Annotated in this window: 11 protein-coding genes; 4 read left to right on the forward strand and 7 right to left on the reverse strand. The window is 69.9% G+C overall.

Features of this window, described 5'->3' with window-relative positions; translation table 11 throughout:
• Positions 1–77 precede the first annotated feature (77 nt).
• Positions 78–290, forward strand: a complete 213-nt coding sequence (locus ABZX61_RS54905; RefSeq protein WP_355208380.1) for a hypothetical protein — start codon at positions 78–80, stop codon at positions 288–290.
• 81 nt (positions 291–371) lie between these two features.
• On the opposite strand, the gene ABZX61_RS54910 is transcribed toward ABZX61_RS54905, so the two are convergent.
• The 3 genes from ABZX61_RS54910 to ABZX61_RS54920 are packed head-to-tail and all read right to left on the reverse strand — an operon-like array spanning position 372 to position 4,374.
• Positions 372–1,001: a response regulator transcription factor gene (locus ABZX61_RS54910; protein WP_355208383.1), complete on the reverse strand. Its 630-nt coding sequence runs from the start codon at positions 999–1,001 to the stop codon at positions 372–374.
• Positions 1,002–1,030: 29 nt separating this feature from the next.
• Positions 1,031–2,209 (reverse strand): sensor histidine kinase, encoded by a 1,179-nt coding sequence (locus ABZX61_RS54915; protein WP_355208386.1) that lies wholly within the window; start codon positions 2,207–2,209, stop codon positions 1,031–1,033.
• Between the two features lie 5 nt (positions 2,210–2,214).
• Entirely contained in the window at positions 2,215–4,374 is a 2,160-nt protein-coding gene (locus ABZX61_RS54920) for an MMPL family transporter (protein WP_355208389.1), read from the reverse strand.
• Between the two features lie 339 nt (positions 4,375–4,713).
• On the opposite strand from ABZX61_RS54920, the gene ABZX61_RS54925 reads away from it, so the two are divergent.
• Positions 4,714–4,839, forward strand: coding sequence for a hypothetical protein (locus ABZX61_RS54925; RefSeq protein WP_355208392.1), 126 nt, complete (start codon positions 4,714–4,716; stop codon positions 4,837–4,839).
• A 528-nt stretch (positions 4,840–5,367) separates the two neighbouring features.
• Here ABZX61_RS54925 and ABZX61_RS54930 read toward each other — a convergent pair.
• Genes ABZX61_RS54930 through ABZX61_RS54940 form a run of 3 tightly spaced genes read right to left on the reverse strand, consistent with a single transcriptional unit; the run spans position 5,368 to position 10,391 of the window.
• Positions 5,368–8,124 carry a bifunctional YncE family protein/alkaline phosphatase family protein gene (locus ABZX61_RS54930; protein ID WP_355208395.1) on the reverse strand — a complete coding sequence of 919 codons (2,757 nt, stop codon included), beginning with the start codon at positions 8,122–8,124 and terminating at the stop codon, positions 5,368–5,370.
• A 6-nt stretch (positions 8,125–8,130) separates the two neighbouring features.
• Positions 8,131–9,480 carry an ABC transporter permease gene (locus ABZX61_RS54935; protein WP_355208398.1) on the reverse strand — a complete coding sequence of 450 codons (1,350 nt, stop codon included), beginning with the start codon at positions 9,478–9,480 and terminating at the stop codon, positions 8,131–8,133.
• Positions 9,477–10,391, reverse strand: coding sequence for an ABC transporter ATP-binding protein (locus ABZX61_RS54940; RefSeq protein ID WP_355208400.1), 915 nt, complete (start codon positions 10,389–10,391; stop codon positions 9,477–9,479). Before ABZX61_RS54940 ends, ABZX61_RS54935 begins: the two co-directional genes overlap by 4 nt.
• A gap of 259 nt (positions 10,392–10,650) precedes the next feature.
• On the opposite strand from ABZX61_RS54940, the gene ABZX61_RS54945 reads away from it, so the two are divergent.
• A complete protein-coding gene (locus ABZX61_RS54945; protein WP_355208406.1) occupies positions 10,651–10,809 on the forward strand; it encodes a hypothetical protein in 159 nt (52 codons plus the stop codon).
• A gap of 135 nt (positions 10,810–10,944) precedes the next feature.
• Here the strand turns inward: ABZX61_RS54945 and ABZX61_RS54950 are convergent, their stop codons facing one another.
• Positions 10,945–11,967, reverse strand: coding sequence for an LLM class flavin-dependent oxidoreductase (locus ABZX61_RS54950; RefSeq protein WP_355208408.1), 1,023 nt, complete (start codon positions 11,965–11,967; stop codon positions 10,945–10,947).
• Positions 11,968–12,585: 618 nt separating this feature from the next.
• Between ABZX61_RS54950 and ABZX61_RS54955 the strand changes: the two genes are divergently transcribed.
• Positions 12,586–15,936 (forward strand): PQQ-binding-like beta-propeller repeat protein, encoded by a 3,351-nt coding sequence (locus tag ABZX61_RS54955; RefSeq protein WP_355208411.1) that lies wholly within the window; start codon positions 12,586–12,588, stop codon positions 15,934–15,936.
• The last annotated feature ends 268 nt before the right edge of the window (positions 15,937–16,204 follow it).

Consider the following 16,204-nt stretch of genomic DNA (forward strand, 5'->3'; position numbering starts at 1 on the left):
CTTGTCAGGCAGGTAAGGCCCGGCGCTGAACCGGGCAGCCATAAGCGCGAGGTTCGCGGTCCTGTCCCTCAAGCGCGGTGAGCACCAGGAGGTGGTCGGCGCGCGTCCGCGTCGACGACGTCATCTACTGGTCCGCGCCGGGGAACGCCCTCGTTCCGGCCCCGTCGGTGCGGCTGCTGCAGGCGTACGACGAGTACATCGTCGGCTACCGCCAGAGCAAGCACCTGCTCGACCTCGGCGGACTGGTGGATTTGGAGCCGCGCGTGTTGTTCCCTGTCGGCCCGGCTTGAAGCGTCCTGCTTCCCACAGGCTCGGGCTGGCCGAGTTGGCTGTTTGGGGTCCCGGTAGTAATCGCGGAGAATCCAAGCCCGTCAGTGCGGGGGGCGGCGCAGCAGGCCGCGTTCCAGCGCGACGACCACGGCCCGGGTGCGGTCGTTGACGTCCAGCTTGGCGAACAACCGCAGCAGGTGCGTCTTCACCGTCGCCTCCGCGATCACCAGCCGGTCGCCGATCTCGGCGTTGGTCAGGCCGTCGGCGACCCCGTTGAGCACCTCAGCCTCGCGGGAGGTCAGCGCGACGTGCGCGGGTCTGCGCAGCTTGGCGATCAGCTTCTCGGCGACCCTCGGCGCCAGCACCGTCTCGCCGCGGGCCGCCGCGTGGATGGCGTCCACGAGCTGCTGACGGGTGGTGTCCTTGAGCAGGTAGCCGATGGCGCCGGCCTCCACGGCGCGCTCGATCTCCTCATCGGTGTCGTACGTGGTCAGGATCAGCACACGGGTGCTCGCATGTCCGGCGACGATCTCCGTCGTGGTCGCCACGCCGTCCAGGACCGGCATGCGCAGGTCGAGCAGCGCCACGTCCGGGTCGTGCCGTTCTACCAGCTCCAGAGCGGCCCGCCCGTCGCCCGCCTCGCCGACGATCTTGATGCTCGGCTCGGCGGCCAGCAGGGCGACGACCCCGGCCCGCATGACCGCGTGGTCGTCCACCACGACGACGCGCACCACAGATGTCCTTGTCACGTCACGGGCTGTCATGTCAGGGGCTCGCTCTCTAGGGGAATCATCGCCCAGACGCGCGTGCCGTCGCCGAGCGAGCTCGTCACGGCCAGCTCGCCGCCCAGCTCGGCCAGCCGCTTGCGCATCCCGTCCAGGCCGAAGCCGCGCGACCGCCCGGTCTCGAAGCCGACGCCGTCGTCGGTGATCTCCAGCTCGACCCCGTACGGCTGCTGCGCCAGCACGACGCCAACCGTGGACGCCCGCGCGTGCTTGCGCACGTTGGCCAGGGACTCCTGGGTGCACCGCAGGAGCGCGATGCGGGTTTGCTGGTCGCAGTCGATCTCGGCCAGCTCCGCGGTGACGGCGAGCCCGGTGTCCTCGGTGAAGCGGTCGAGGGTGCGGCGCAACGTCGCCGCCACGGACCCGGCGGCCGCCCCGCCGTACTGCCGCGCCGAGCCGACGAGGTCGCGGGCCTCGGCTAGGTTCTCGCGCGCCGTCGACTCGATGGAGCGCAACTGCTGGGCGCTGCGGCCGTCGGCCCGGCCGAGCCCGGAGCGCGCGGCCTCGGCCAGCACGATGATCGAGGCGAAGCCCTGCGCGAGCGTGTCGTGGATCTCGCGCGCCATCCGCTCGCGCTCGTCGGCCGCGCCCTGGCGCTGGTGCGCCCGCGACAGCTCGGCCTGGGCGCGCTCCAGCTCGGCGAGCAGCCGGGCGCGCTCGTGGCTCTCCTCGACCACCCGGTGCACCCAGATGCCGATCAGAACGCTCGCTGCGTACACGATCAGCGTGGAGACCACGTTGGAGGTGAAGAACTCCGCGCTCCACCCGGCCCGCAGGACGCTGGTGGCCAGCGTGCCCACGGCGCCCGCGCCGCTGAAGACGACCGAAGCGCGCCACGACCCGGCGAAGATCCAGAAGTGCGGCAGCGTCACCATGAACAGCGCCGCGTACCCGGGGCGCAGGTAGGCCAGCCCGCTCAGGGCCACGACCAGCACCCCCAGGTACGCGTGCGGACGCAGCACCCTCGGGAAGCGCACCACCACCGCATACGAGCCGGCGACCGCGCCCATCAGCACCAGCGACCAGATCTTGGCCTCTCCGGGCGGGTCGAGCGCCACGATGGCTGCGGCGAGCAGGCCGTACAGCGCCCAGCAGACGGCGTTCCAGCGCTGTAGGGTCCTCTCCCAGAACGGGCCCGTCAAGGAAGGCGGCATAGGGTTCAACCTACGCGGGCGGGCGCGCTCCCCCGCACGTCCCCAGCCGCGGAGCGGACCCGCCGCGACGGCCACCAGCTCGCCTCGCCCAGCAGCAGCATCGCCGACGGCAGCACCAGCACGCGGATGACGAAGGCGTCCAGCAGCACGCCGGCCGCCAGCACGAACCCGATCTGCTTCATCTCGATCAAGTGCAGGAAGACGAAGCTGGCGAACACCGTCACCATCACCGCGGCGGCGCTGGTCACCACGCCCGCCGAGCCCGCGACCCCGTCGAGGACCGCTGTCCGCGCGGGCACGCCGCGCAGCGCGGCCTCCCTGATCCGGCTCAGCACGAACACCTGGTAGTCCATCGACAGCCCGAAGAGGATCACCAGCAGGAACAGCGGCACGCGCGAACCGATCGTCCCGGTGGACTCGAACCCCAGCAGACCCTCGGCCCACGCCCCCTGGAAGACCAGGACGAGCAGCCCGAGCGCGGAACCCGCCGACAGCAGGTTCAGCACGATGCCGAGCAGGCCGAGCACCAACGACCGGAACAGGACCACGGTCATCGCGAACGTGACCAGCAGCAGCGCCACGAGCACCAGCGGCAGCTTGCTCTTCTGGTGCGCGGCGTAGTCCGTGAGCCGCGCCACGTCGCCCGAGACCGCCCATTCCGCACCGGACACCCGCCCGAGGGCGGCGGGCAGGTAGCCGTCCCTGAGCTGCGCCAGCGACGCGCGCCCCTGCGGTGAGTCGTTGCGATACGGGACGGACAGGGCGAGCACGCTGACGCGGCGGTCGGCCGAGACGCGCAGCCGGGGCTCGCCGGCGAACAGCCGGTCGGCCCGCGTCCGCCGCGCCACCTCGCCGAGCGCCTGGCGCACCTGCGCGGCCTGCTCGGTGCCGGCGCGCACGACGACCTGGTGCGTGACCCTCGTCTCGGGGAACGCGGCGACGAGCCGGTCACGCACCCGCATGGCCGGGATCTCCCGCGAGTGCGATTCCAGGCTGATGTCCGACAGTCTCAGGCCCAGCAGCGGGGCAGCGAGGGCGAGCAGCGCCCCGGCCGAGACGGCCAGCGTGATCGCTGGACGCCTGCTCGCGGACCCCAGCAGCACGCCCAGGACACGGCCCTGCCGCGCTCGGGAGCGGTCCGGCCCGCGGCGACGTTCCCGCCGCCGCTCCCGCCGCCGTCCGATGACCACCACCAGCGCGGGCAACACGGTCAGTGAGCTGGTCACGGCCACCAGCGTGACCACGATCGTGCCGGTCGCCAGGGAGGAGAAGATGACGTCCCCGGCCAGGTAGAGGGTCGCGCCGCACACGATCACGGCCAGCCCGGAGCCGACGACGGCCCGTCCCGAGGTGGCCGCCGCCAGCTTCACCAGCGCCTCGGGGGCGAGCCCGCCACCGGAGCGGGCGCGTTCCTCCTGCTCCCGTTTGAGGTAGAACAGCGAGTAGTCGACGCCGACGGCCATGCCGATCAGGATGATCACGTTGTTGCCCACGCCGGCGTCGGGGAAGACGTGCGAGGCCGCCATCGACAACCCCATCGCCGCCGCGATCGACGAGAGCGCGAGCAGCAGCGGCACCGACGCGGCGACCACCGAGCCGAACACCAGCAGCAGGACGACCAGCGTCACCGGGAAGGTGATCGCCTCGGACAGCGCCAGGTCGGCGCCGCGCTGGGCGTTGACGCCCTTGCTGATGGAGGGGGCGCCGGTCTCCTCGACGCGCAGGTCCGGGAAGGCGGCCTGGACCGCCGCCGTCTGCGCGGCCAACGGATCGACGTGTTTCTGGGCGTCCAGCTCGGCGCCCCGCATCGTCACCCGGACCATGACCGACCCGCCGTCCGCGGAGCGTGCGGGCGCCGCCACGCCCTCCACCTGGGGCAGCCGCTCCATCCTGGCCCTGACCTCCCGCGCGGCGGCGTCGAGCCGGGCGCCGTCGCGGCCGGTGATCAGCACCTGTTCCTCGGGCCTGCGTTGCAGCCCTCCTTCGGCGGCCATGGTCTCGGCGCGGCCGGCCTCGCCAACCCGGTAATCCTCGGTGGCGGCGGCGCGGGTGCCGAGCGTCATGCCGACGCCCAGGCAGAGGACCACGAACATCAGCCAGCCGACGATCGCGCGCCAGGGGTGCCGGGCGCTCCACAACGCGGCCCGCACGGGTAGTTCGCTCATGCGTCAAGCCTGGTCCGGCAGGGTGCGCGGGCGACAGCACCGTCCGGTCGTACCTGCCGTCCACCGTCCGGTGGACACGGGGGTCCTGCAGCACACCCCGACAGGTGAGAATCAAGCTTTCCACCACCTGCGATTGCTATCGTGGGTTGGCGGCCTTGTCCTGCAGGTCAGAGCAAGATGATCTCTTCTTTCACGTGTGACACGTTCACCGCCTCTCCCAGCATGTTGCGCAGCCTGGGCCCAGGGTCTCGACGGTGTAATCTTGCCGCGCTCCCTCGCCGGCCCGAAGCCTTGGCCAAGATGATTGGAGCCGATCTCGTATCGAGCGGCCCGCCATGGATGCGTGCCTTCCAGACGTTCTTCGCCGAAGAGGTCGAGCCGCTGGTCCTGGCCGCCCGCGACGCCGGACGGGCGCGCCTGATCGCGGTCACTTTGTGCGCTTGCTGGACCTGGGGTGAGGATTGAGGCGCCCGCCGACAGCAACGAAGGTCCTTCCGGTCTGCTTCGGACAGCGGGCCGAATTGAGCGCACATGGGTGCGCAGGCGGCCCCTGCCGTCGAGGGCGAGGACCGCCGAGCCGTCCGGGGTGACAGCGAGGGTCTTGATCGTGCTGGTGGGGGGCGGGTCAGCACGGGCACGTAGAGGGTCATGCCACAGCCGGAAAAGGGTGCGTGTCACCTTCCGCTGATCCACGTCGATGATCTTCACCTTCCGTTGGAGGTGGACCGACGTCCGCCAACGCCTCACCGACCACACCGGCCGGTGGCGTAGACCCACGGCGGACGGGATCGAACTGTTCGATATCGCCTCCACCCCGGTCACCCGATACCGCGACCGAGGCAACAAGATCCCCCATCCCTGGGCTGTCTTCCACGACGTCATCGATCGAGAACGCTGACGCTCCTGGGAGACCTGGCGACAGCCCTGCTTGTCCTTGGGGCCGAAGCCGTACCCGCCGCTGCGGGTGGCAAGGCTGTCGCCGTTCGGCGTAGGTCAACCGTCGCGTTCGGGTGATGGCAGGAAGCCGCCTGGTACCTCGACCGGGGTGAGGATTCTGGTCTCGCCGGGGTAGGGGGTGTCCCAGTTATGTGCCTGGTACCAGGTGAAGTGGTCCATGAGCGCGGGGCTGGCGTAGTCGGGGATCGCCTTCGGCCCGGTGAAGTGCTGGTCCTTCTGCCAGGCAGTCCACTTATCGATGGCGTCCTGCTTGTCGGAGGACACAGCAGTCGCCGCGGTGGGGGTCCCATTGTCGTTGCCGCAGGCCGGTGGGGTCGCCAGGCCGTCGGTGAGCGGCACCTGGTTGGGCACGACGTTGAACGGGGTGTAGTCGGCCTTCTTGGTGAAGGCCCGGCTCATCGGGGTGGCGGCGCTGTCCTTCTGGTTCATCGGCTGGATCCCGAGGATCTGCTCGATGGTGCGGATCACGGTGATCTGCGTGTAGTAGGTGCTGTCCACCTTGCCGTGCTGCGCCCAGGGGCTGATGATCTGCACGGGTCCGCGAGCGCCGTCGACGTGGTCGACGCCGTTCTGCGTGTCGTCCTCGATCACGAAGATCGCGGACTCCTTCCAGTACGGGCTGTGCGAGATGGTGTCGACGATCCTGCCGGTGGCCAGGTCGCTGTCGGCGACCGAGGCCACCGAGTTCGGCGGTCCGCCGGTGTGGTCGCTGGACAGCCACATCATGTTGAGGTTGGCGGGGCCGTTGGTCTGGAAGTCGCGCTTCCAGATCTCGTACCGGTAGACGTCGGGGATGTTCAGGTCGTACTTCGGATACTCGTGCACCGTGACCGCGTTGAGCGACGGGATCGGCGACTGGGTGTCGGTCTTCATGGTGGTGTCCTGGCCGGTGGCCGCCATGTTCTTGGCGTCGCAGTAGAAACCCTGCCACGTCGCGCCCGGAGGAACGGTCTCGAACATGGTGAACTCGCCGAAGTTGCGCACCGTCTTGCCTGCGGCCTGGGCGCCGGTCCACAGGAAGCCGGACCGCTGGTGGCCGAGCGCGTCGTCCTCGGTGTCGTAGCTGCGCTGGTACAGCCCGGCGCTGGACTCGGTGTACTCGGGGTTGTCCGCCTGCATGAGCCAGTTGTGGCCCTCGGCGGAGTTGGTGCCGATGGCGTAGGTGTTGTCGTAGAGGCCGAACTGGCGGACCATGGCGTGCTGGTTCGGCGTGACCTTCTCGCCGAACTGCGCCAGCGACGGGTCGCCGTTGCCGCGCGGATCGTCGCCGAACATCTGGTCGTAGGTCCGGTTCTCCTTGACGATCAGCCAGACGTACTTGATCGTCGAGGGGTCGCCCAGGCGCTTGGGGACGGGGACGGGATGCTGCTTGTTCGCCTCGGCCTGCCTGACATCGTGCGCGCCCCAGCCGTTCTGGGCGAAAACCGTGGCCGTGGACCTGGCGATCGCCCGGTCGTCGGGCAGCCTGAAGCGGAGCAGCGTGCCGGTGGAGTCGTGGGTGTTGTGGCCGGTCGCCGGGACGGTGCCCGGCCCCTTGTCGATGGTGCGGGTCGGGCCGCGCTCGCCGATGCCGCGCATGTTGGTGACGATCACCTCGTCGCCGACGGTGGTCACCTCCGCCGGGTAGTAATCCATCGGGAGCAGGCCGACGTACCTGACGGGCTCCTGCGCGCGACTGTAGCGGTAGACGGCGACCGCGTTGGCCCGGCCGAGAGTGACGAGCAGGTGACCGTCCCTGGTCAGGGTCACTCCGCTGGGGGCGTAGCCGACCTGCGACTGCGGCCACGGCTGGGTGGCGATCGTCTGGACGACCCGGTCGCGGGCGGTGTCGATGACCGAGACCGTGTCGTCGAAGGTGTTGGTGACGAACAGGGCGCCGCGGGCGGCGTGCAGCGCGGTCGGGTGCAGTCCCACGTCGATGGAGGTGACCGCGGCCGCGGGATCGGCGATGTTGATCACGCTGACGGTGCCGGTGGTGGTCGCGCCGGTGACGAGGTCGGCAGGCACCTGGGTGCCGTAGGAGTTCATCGTCGCCTCGCCGGGCTTGGCCGGGCGGCCGCCCTCGTTGCTGACGTACAGCTTGCCGCCGACCATGGCCAGGCCGCGTGGCGCCGTGCCCACTGTCCAGCTCCGCTGGATCGCGCCGGTGGCCGCGTCCATGGCCACGACGCGGTTCTGGCCGTTGACGGCGACGTACACGGTCGTGCCGTCGGTGGAGAAGACCGCCTGTGCGGGCAGCGCCTTCATGGCGCCCTGCGCGGCGATGGTGATGAACGTCGGCTGGCCCAGGGTTCCATCGGCGTTGACAGGGAAGCGGTTGAAGCCGTTGATCTGCGGCAACCACAGGGTCTTACCGTCGGGAGAGTACGCGGGACCTTCCTGGCCGACGTCGTTGCCGGAGATGCGCACCCCGGCGGTCGTGGCGGTGCCCGCCTGCTGCAGCACCTTGTACGCCCGCAGGTCGACGATGGTCAGCGCGATCGAGCGGTCGTTGGTGAGGGCGGCGAGGAAGCGGCCGTCCGGACTGATGGTCGAGGCCAGCAGTTTGCCGTTGTCCACGAGCAGGCGGCGGCCGATCGACTTCACGATCTGGTCACTGGCGAGCTGCAGGCCGTCCTTGTACGTGGTGCCGACCAGGTTGGAGTCGAACCCCTCGGTGGAGGCGTAGGCCATGCCGCCGCCGGTGACGGCGATGGCTACGGAGCCCGCGACTGCGACGCGGGCCCGGCGGCTGGAACGCCACGCCAAGAGCCGGCGGTGGCTCTTGGTGATGCGCCGACGTGTGACGTGCATGGTTCATCAGCCCTTCACGGTGCTTGTGAGCAGATCGATGTTCACGTCGAACTGCCACAGGGGGTTGGGAGCGTCCCCGATGGGAGTGCGGACCTGGAAATAGCCGTTGACCTCTTTGGGGCCGTCACCGTCTGCGATGAAGCGGCCGTCCGAGGTGATGTCGAGCTGGTAGATGGCGTTGCCGAGGGCTGTGGCGCCCGGCAGGTGCCAGGACACGACGCACCGCCAGTCGTTGCCTGGCCCTTCGTCCGCGACCCGCGAGCCGCCCTTGTCGCAGGAGGCAGATGCCTGGAGCTGTGCCTCGGTGACGTCGGGGCGGCCGAGCTCGCGGGTTTGCAGCCGGTAGAGGTGGGCGAAGGCCGTGGCGAGCGAGTCCTGCACCTTGGCCTGCTCGATACCCGAGCCGGTGGCCGGGGTCGCCACGACGATCACGCCGTAGGCGAGGACGGTCAGCGCGGTCAGCGGCAGGACCCCGGACAGGATGTTCCTGGCCGACCCGTCGTAGTTCAGGTCGGTGAAGTCCCGGCGCAGGAACAGCCGGTACGCCAGGGCGGTGGCGACAACCGCCCAGGCTAGGCTCACCGCCAGGCCGATGAGGAGGGGGCCGGTCTGCACAGGGGCGGTGAAGAGTCCGCGCCAGGCCAGGAAGCCCTCGCTCGGCAGCGCCAGCCGTACCGCCGCGGGCAGCGGGAGCAACTGCGCGAGCTGGAGCACCAGGGCAAGCAGCGCGGGCATCAGCAGGCCCATGGGAGAGCGGCCGAGGACGATCGAGCCAAGGAGACCGACCGCGGCGAACGCGAGCGTGGGCGCCAGCGCGCAGGCCCAGGCGAGCAGGACCGTGCTTGCCGCGTCCCCCGGGGCGATGATGCGGCCGTCCAGGCCGACGAGCTGCCCGTTGCCGACGGCGGCCAGACCGCCCGCGATGCCGGAGGCGGTCAGCCCGATCACCAGGAGCAGGATGACGGTGAGGCTGGCCAAGCTCTTGGCCACGAAGATGCGGCGCGGGGACCGTACGGCCACCAGCAGGTGGCGCCAGGTGCCGAGCCGGTCCTCCACGGCGAACACGTCGCCGGCGACCAGCGAGGTCAGCAGCGGGAGCGCCCACGTGCAGGCGAAGTCCAGGACGACCAGTGATCCCGCCCAGCCGGTGGCGTTCATCCAGCGGCCGAAGACCGTGTCGGTGGGGAGTGAGCTCTGCAGGCTCACCACGGCCACGAACGCCGCGGGGCCGAGCCAGCAGACCAGGAGCAGCAGCCGGATCCGCCATTGGGAGAGCAACTTGACCAGCTCGAACCGGTAACCGTTCCGTAAGGGAGCGGGGCCGGCGGCCCGGGGTTCTGCGACGGTCGCTGTCATGAAGGGTCCGTTTCCGTGAGCCTCAGGAAGGCGGCCTCGAGCGGTGGCACCACCGGTCCCAGCTCCCTGAGCGCGACCCCGGCTGTCACCAGGCGGGCGATCAACTCGTCCAGGGAGGACGTCGATCCGTGCACGACGACGTCGGTGTTCTGGCCCGGCACGAGGCGGAGCCCGGGCGTCTGCGCCGCGTGCTCCCTGGCGGCATCGGGGTCGGTGGTGACCAGCCGATAGTCCAGGTCGCCGCTCTCCGCGGCCAACTTGCTTACCGGACCGGAGAACACGGCCCGCCCGGTGGCGAGGATGGTCACCTCCGAACACAGCGCGGCCAGGTCGTCCATCCGATGGCTGGACAGGACCACCGCGGTTCCGTCGGCGGCCAGCGCGCTGATGACCCGGTGAACGTGCCGCTTGCCGGCGGGATCGAGGCCGTTGGCCGGTTCGTCCAGGACGAGCAGCCGCGGCCGGGTGAGCAGCGCGGCGGCCAGCCCCAGCCGCTGACGCATGCCCAGCGAGAAGCCACGGACCCGGTCGTCGGCGACGTCGGTGAGCCCGACCTGCTCCAGCGCCTCACTCGCGTCGACGGCGCTCTCCCGCAGCGAGGCCAGCGCCGTCAGGTTCTGGCGAGCCGTGAGCGAGGGATACAGCCCAGGCCCGTCGACGAAACCCGCAACACCATCGGGTACGGCCAGCGTCCGCCCCACCGGCGCACCGAGGATCTCCAGTCTGCCGCCGTCGGCGACCGTCAGGCCGAGCAGCAGGCCAAGGAGCGTGGTCTTCCCCGCGCCGTTGGGCCCGACGAGCCCGTGGATCTGCCCACCCATCACGAAGAGGTCGACATGGTCAAGGGCCAGCACTTCGCCGAAGGTCTTGATGATCCCGCGGGCCCGGACCGCGGGGGGAATCGCCGCCATGTCGGTCCCCTTTGCTTGATTCCCCAACCCGGGCAATCTAAAGATCGTGATTTACCCGGAGCTGACGAACAGCCAAACTCTGCGTAAACCACTGGATCAGCCCTTATTTCAGGACTTTGGCGGCTAGGGACTGACTAGGTGGGGGAAGGCGGTCTCCTCACTGTGGAGGCCGTAGGGCATACGGATGGCGCCGTCCGGACTCGCTGCCGGCCACTCTGGACGACATCGAGCACGCCGTGGGCGCCGGTGACCTGGCGGGGTGCTCGACTGTGCCAACGGGCTGTGGCTGCACGTGTGGCGGTGCGCCGTACGCCGCGACGACTTTGCCAGTCTCGCCCGGCCGGCGTCGCTGTGGGTGGCATATGCTCCCCCGCACCTGACCGCCCGGTTCGTCTCGACCTCGCCGATCCAGTTCTGACCCCAAGGGAGACGCCCCGGCCGCGGTGCCGGTCGGACATCCCTTCTAGGAAAACGTCCTCCTCGGTGACGTAACGGAAGGCCCAGCTGGTGTCGCACGGAAGGTTGTCCGCCGTCAGCGTCAAATGGCTGAAGGTCAACGCCAGCCGATCGCGGGGGCGACGTGGGTCAGGACCGATTCGAGGAGATGGGCGTTGTAGTCCACGCCGAGCTGGCTGGGCACCGTCAGCAGCAGCGTGTCGGCCGCGGCGATCGCCTCGTCGGCGGCCAGGTCCTTGACAAGGACGTCGGGCTCGGCGGCGTACGTGCGGCCGAAGATGGCCCTGGTGGTGGCGTCGATGAAGCCGACCTGGTCGGAGCTGCCGCTCTCGTGACCGAAGTAGGCGCGGTCGGTGTCGTTGACGATCGGCATGATCGAGCGGCTCACCGAGACCCGCGGCTCACCCTCGTGACCGGCCTCCTTCCATGCCTGCCGGTAGGCCGCGATCTGCTCGGCCTGCTGGACGTGGAACGGCTTGCCGTTCTCGTCGTCCTTGAGGGTGGAGCTCATCAGGTGCATGCCCAGCCCGGCGGCCCACTTCGCGGTCGCGTTCGAGCTGGAACCCCACCAGATCCGCTCGCGCAGCCCTTCCGAGTGCGGCTCGACGCGCAGGAGGCCGGGCGGGTTGGGAAACATCGGCCGCGGGTTCGGCTTGGCGAATCCCTCGCCGTCCAGCACCTTGAGGAAGACCTCGGCGTGCCTGCGCGCCATGTCCGCGTCGGTCTCGCCCTCGGCCGGCTCGTAGCCGAAGTAGCGCCAGCCGTCGATCACCTGCTCGGGTGACCCGCGGCTGATGCCGAGCTGCAGCCGGCCTTCCGCGATGAGATCGGCCGCGCCGGCGTCCTCGGCCATATAGAGGGGGTTCTCGTACCGCATGTCAATGACGCCCGTGCCGATCTCGATCCGGCTCGTTCTCGCGCCAACTGCCGCCAGCAGGGGGAACGGGCTCCCGAGCTGCTGGGCGAAGTGGTGGACCCGGAAGTAGGCGCCGTCGGCACCGAGCTCCTCGGCGGCCACGGCCAACTCGATCGACTGCAGCAGGGTGTCGGACGCGCTGCGCGCCTTCGAGTACGGCGAGGACGACCAGTGCCCGAAGCTCAGAAACCCGATCTTTTTCACACGTGCTTCAACCCGCCCTGGCCCAGGGACATTCCGGACGGCCCGCAGCCACCAATCCCTTGGTGGCCAGGTCCCCATGGGACTCGCCGTCGATCCGGTCGGCGGACTGGTCACGGCCGCGACCGTCGGCACCTTCTTGCACAAGACCCTCAAGTAGGCAGGCGAGCCGGGTCGCCCGCGGGTGAGGCCGACGTCCGGTGTTCGCCAGTGAACCCATGGGATGAAAGGGGTGAACATCTGCGCCGAGGGTCGATTCTCGAGGAGCAACTTGTCTAGTTTTCTTACATGTCCCTTATGTCTCTTTCCTTATCGCGATACGTCCGCGCCATCGCCGCATTCGCCGCAGCACTGGCCTTCACCTTAGGAGTCTGCGCTGGTCCAGCCTCTTCCCATCCGATTCCCACCCACGGCGAGTTGGTCCTGAGCACCAGCGACGGGAAGACAAGCGGTCGCTTGGTTGTGCACAGAGAGGTCATCTCCCCCGACCGTGCCGGCGCATGGGCGGCCGGTCTGCTTGGAGGCAATTGCCCCGTCAGCGCACATGGCGTGTCAGGCGAGAACAGCGGCATCCCAGAAGGCGTGGTCATCGAACTGGCATGGTCGTGCCCGGTGGATCGGATGGATTTGGGCCCACTGCTGCGCGCGGGCGGGCTGTCGCAGATCCTCGCCGAGTTCGACGTCGTGACGTCGACCGTGACCCCCGCGCGACCCATTGTCGACGGCACCGGTTCACACGCGCCGGCCCTGACCTGGCCGCCCCTGCCGTCGCTGCCCGTCATGCTGACGGTGCTCGGCCTGGCGCCGGCAATCTTCGGACTCGTGTGGCTGCGCCGTCGTACGAGATGGGCGGGAGCCGTGGCGGCGGCAACCGTGATCGCGGCACTCGCCCCGAGCACCGCGCAGGCCGCCACGGACGGCCCGCAGGCACAGAGCGTGAACGCCTCGGTCGGCAGCCTCGCTCTCACCACCACCGATCCGAAGACCGGCCAACCCATCACCTTCCGCTACACCACGGACAAGCCGAACGCACGCAACTGGGTGGGCATCTACGGCGCCGATGACAAGCCGGGCTCCGTCGCCTCGAAGACCTGGGTGTACGCGCCGCTCGCCGAGGGAACCGTCACGCTGGGCACCGGCGCTCTGGGAGAGGGCTCGTGGACCGCGTACTTCCTGGCCGACGACGGCTACGTACCCCTGACCGCCCCGGTCACGTTCACCCTGGCCGGAGCCGGCTCCGACGTCGTGACCGTCGAAGGGACGGTCTTCACCGACCAGGACGGCGACGGCGTCCGGGACGCCGATGAGAAGGGACTGCCCGGCGTGTCCGTCACTGACGGCGCCCGTTGGGCGACCACGGGAGCGGACGGAGGCTACACTCTGCCCGTCGACCGTAACCGCAGGGAGACGGACCTGGTCAGCGTCGTCTCCCCGAATGGCTACACACCGGTCCTGCGCGACGACTTCGTGCCGGCCTTCTTCCGTAAGGTTCCTGCCGGGCAGGGACCGTTGAAGGGGCTCGACTTCGCGCTGGTCCCCGACTCCAACGCCGCCGACCCCGCGGAGAAGTGGCTGATGGTCTCCGACGTCGAGGTGGGCAACCGCAGCGACGACGAGGCGAAGAGCGCGCTGCCGCGCTGGCAGGGCCAGGTCGAGGCGATGGCGGAGGTGCAGGGCGCCACGATGACCATCACCACGGGCGACCTGACGGTGACCGACTACGCGGCCGAACCACGCCGCCAGGGTGGCTACGACATTCTGCGCGAGGGCCTTCGCAAGGGCGGTCTCGGCCACCCGTACTATCCCGTCATCGGCAACCACGACGTCGGCGGCACGGCGACCTCCACCGGGTACGGCGGCAGCCTGGAGTACTGGCGCAGGAACCTCGGCCCGGAGTGGTACAGCTTCGACCGCAACGGACGCCACATCGTCGTCTTGGAGGACAACTACGACGCCGGAGGACTGACCCCGCAGCTGGAGTGGTTGCGCGAGGACCTGCGCAGGCACGCGACAGGCAAGCAGGTGCTGGTGTTCGCCCACCGCTCGCTGTTCACCCGCTGGGGACCCGGCGCGGGCATGCAGCCCATCGTCGACGAGCTGGCCAAGTATGACGTGCGGATGTTCGCCGCCGGCCACAACCAGCAGGCCGAATACAGAAGGGGCGCGTTCGCCAGGTCGGTCGAGGTCAACAACATGGGCGTCTACGGCATCGACTCCGCCAGGCCCGACTACAAGATCCTCGACTTCCGCGGAATCACCGACGACCCTGACACCCGGCGCAACGAGGACGTCGGCTATGTCGCCGGCACGCACCGTCAGTTCGAGGTGGACGACGACGTCGCACTGGTCAGCCCGGCCGATGGCAGCGTGCACGGGGCGAAGGGCGGCGTCCCCCTTGAGATCTACGCCGAGGACGACGGCCGCACCCCGGCCACGGCGGAGCTGATCGTCCGCGGCAAGAACGGCAAGGTGGCCTGGCGCGGGCGAGACCTCGAGTTCGGCCGAGAAACCAAGCCCAATGGCCGCGTCAACTGCTACACGCCGCCGGGCGGCTCCACCGAGCCATGCCCCCAGGCACACGTGTCCTGGACGAGGGTCAGCTCCAGGATCACCGGGCTGCACCCCGGCTCATACGCAGCCGAGCTCGCCGTCGTGGACACAGCGGGCAAGCCTTGGCCGACGGTCAAGACGGCCTTCGACGTGGTCGCCGACGCCCGGCTCAACCAGCCCCGGCTCGGCCAGGACTGGACCAGGCAGGGTGGCGACGAGGAGGCCCGCTCATCGGCCCAGAGCGACCCGGGCGCCCGGCTCGGCCTGCGCTGGGCGGCAAGCACCGGTGAGCAGTTCCACCTCAACGGCGCCGCCGTGTCAGGCGGCAAGGTGATCGTCGCCTCGCAGGCGTTCGACTCGCCGTACAGCATGATGCTCGCCTACGACGCGGCGACCGGCACGGAGGTGTGGCGCACCTACCTGGACGGTGACGCCGAGTCCTTCCCCACCGTGCACGCCGGCAAGGTGTATCTCACCACGGGCGTCGGCCGCGTCTACGCCCTCGACACGAGAACGGGCAAGGTGGTGTGGGAGACGATCGACGACGAGCATGTCGCGGGATCGACCGTACGGCGCTACGGCCGGGCGGGCGGCCCGGTCAGCGTCTTCGACCTGCCGGACCGTATGGTGGCGGTCTACCAGGCGTGGGACAAGGTGCTCTGCCGGGACGCGAAGACCGGTGACGCCCTGCCCGGCGGGTTCGGCGCCCCTGCGGGCTGGGGCGAGTTCCACAGTGTCGCCGTACGGCGGCCCGGTTCCACCACCGCCTACCTGCACTCGGGATCGAGCCAGTCCCTGATCGCCATGGATCTGACCACCTGCAAGCAGCTGTCCACCGTGGACACGGGAGGCGACCTGTTCACCCAGTCCTCGCCCGCTTTCACCGACACGGGGCTGGTGACCGCGACCTCCTCCGGCGTCCGCGGACATGACCTGCAGGACGGGGCCAAGGTCAGCTGGCACGCCAAGCTCGGCACGGCGAGCGCCTGTGAGCCGGGGCCGCCGCCGGTGACGAGCCCCGCGACCAGGGGCTCGATGGCGTACGTCGCGAGCGTGGACGGCGTTGTCAGGGCATACGACACCGCCACCGCCACTCCCGCCACGCCCGTCTGGGAGACACCTCTCGGCTATCTTCCAGGCGAGAGCCCGATGGACGACAAGTGGCGGGTCGCCGCCGGGTGCACCGCGGCGGGGCCCGGGTCGCCGGCGATGCACACGCTGGTGACCGAGACCGTGGTCTACGCGACGACCTGGGACGGGCGCGTGGTAGCGATCGACCGGGCGACCGGCCGCAAGCTGTCCGAGTACAACCTGGGCGGCGGCGTGGCGTCAGCGCTGTCGGTGAGCGGCGACCTGCTGTTCGCGCTCACCGACGACGGTTCGATCCACGCGCTCGCGGTCACGAGGGTTCTCGGTCAGTGAGTGAAATGCCGACATAGGTGCTGACCCGACTGCTCGCGATCGCGGGTGTGACGGGGCTGACCCTGCCGGGAGCGGCAGGCCTGGGTGGGCACACCACCCTTCGGCCCGCCGCTCGCGGCGAAGGTGGCCGCGCACGGTGACATGGTCGAAGTGACCCAGGTGGATTCGACCCGGGCTCCACAAGACGACCATGTTGCCTTCCGCGGGCGTGAGTTGAGGGCGGCGGCGTGCCCTGGGGCGAGCGGGATCCGAGTGCGGACCCCCACTG

Origin of the sequence: Nonomuraea sp. NPDC003709 (assembly GCF_040610775.1) — a bacterium.
GTDB classification, from domain to species: domain Bacteria; phylum Actinomycetota; class Actinomycetes; order Streptosporangiales; family Streptosporangiaceae; genus Nonomuraea; species Nonomuraea angiospora_A.

Coding starts and splice junctions, on each gene's coding strand:
- ABZX61_RS54915 (WP_355208386.1), bottom strand. CDS start 2,209: ATGCCGCCTTCCTTGACGGGCCCGTTCTGGGAGAGGACCCTACAGCGC.
- ABZX61_RS54920 (WP_355208389.1), bottom strand. CDS start 4,374: ATGAGCGAACTACCCGTGCGGGCCGCGTTGTGGAGCGCCCGGCACCCC.
- ABZX61_RS54925 (WP_355208392.1), top strand. CDS start 4,714: ATGCGTGCCTTCCAGACGTTCTTCGCCGAAGAGGTCGAGCCGCTGGTC.
- ABZX61_RS54930 (WP_355208395.1), bottom strand. CDS start 8,124: ATGCACGTCACACGTCGGCGCATCACCAAGAGCCACCGCCGGCTCTTG.
- ABZX61_RS54935 (WP_355208398.1), bottom strand. CDS start 9,480: ATGACAGCGACCGTCGCAGAACCCCGGGCCGCCGGCCCCGCTCCCTTA.
- ABZX61_RS54940 (WP_355208400.1), bottom strand. CDS start 10,391: ATGGCGGCGATTCCCCCCGCGGTCCGGGCCCGCGGGATCATCAAGACC.
- ABZX61_RS54955 (WP_355208411.1), top strand. CDS start 12,586: ATGGATTTGGGCCCACTGCTGCGCGCGGGCGGGCTGTCGCAGATCCTC.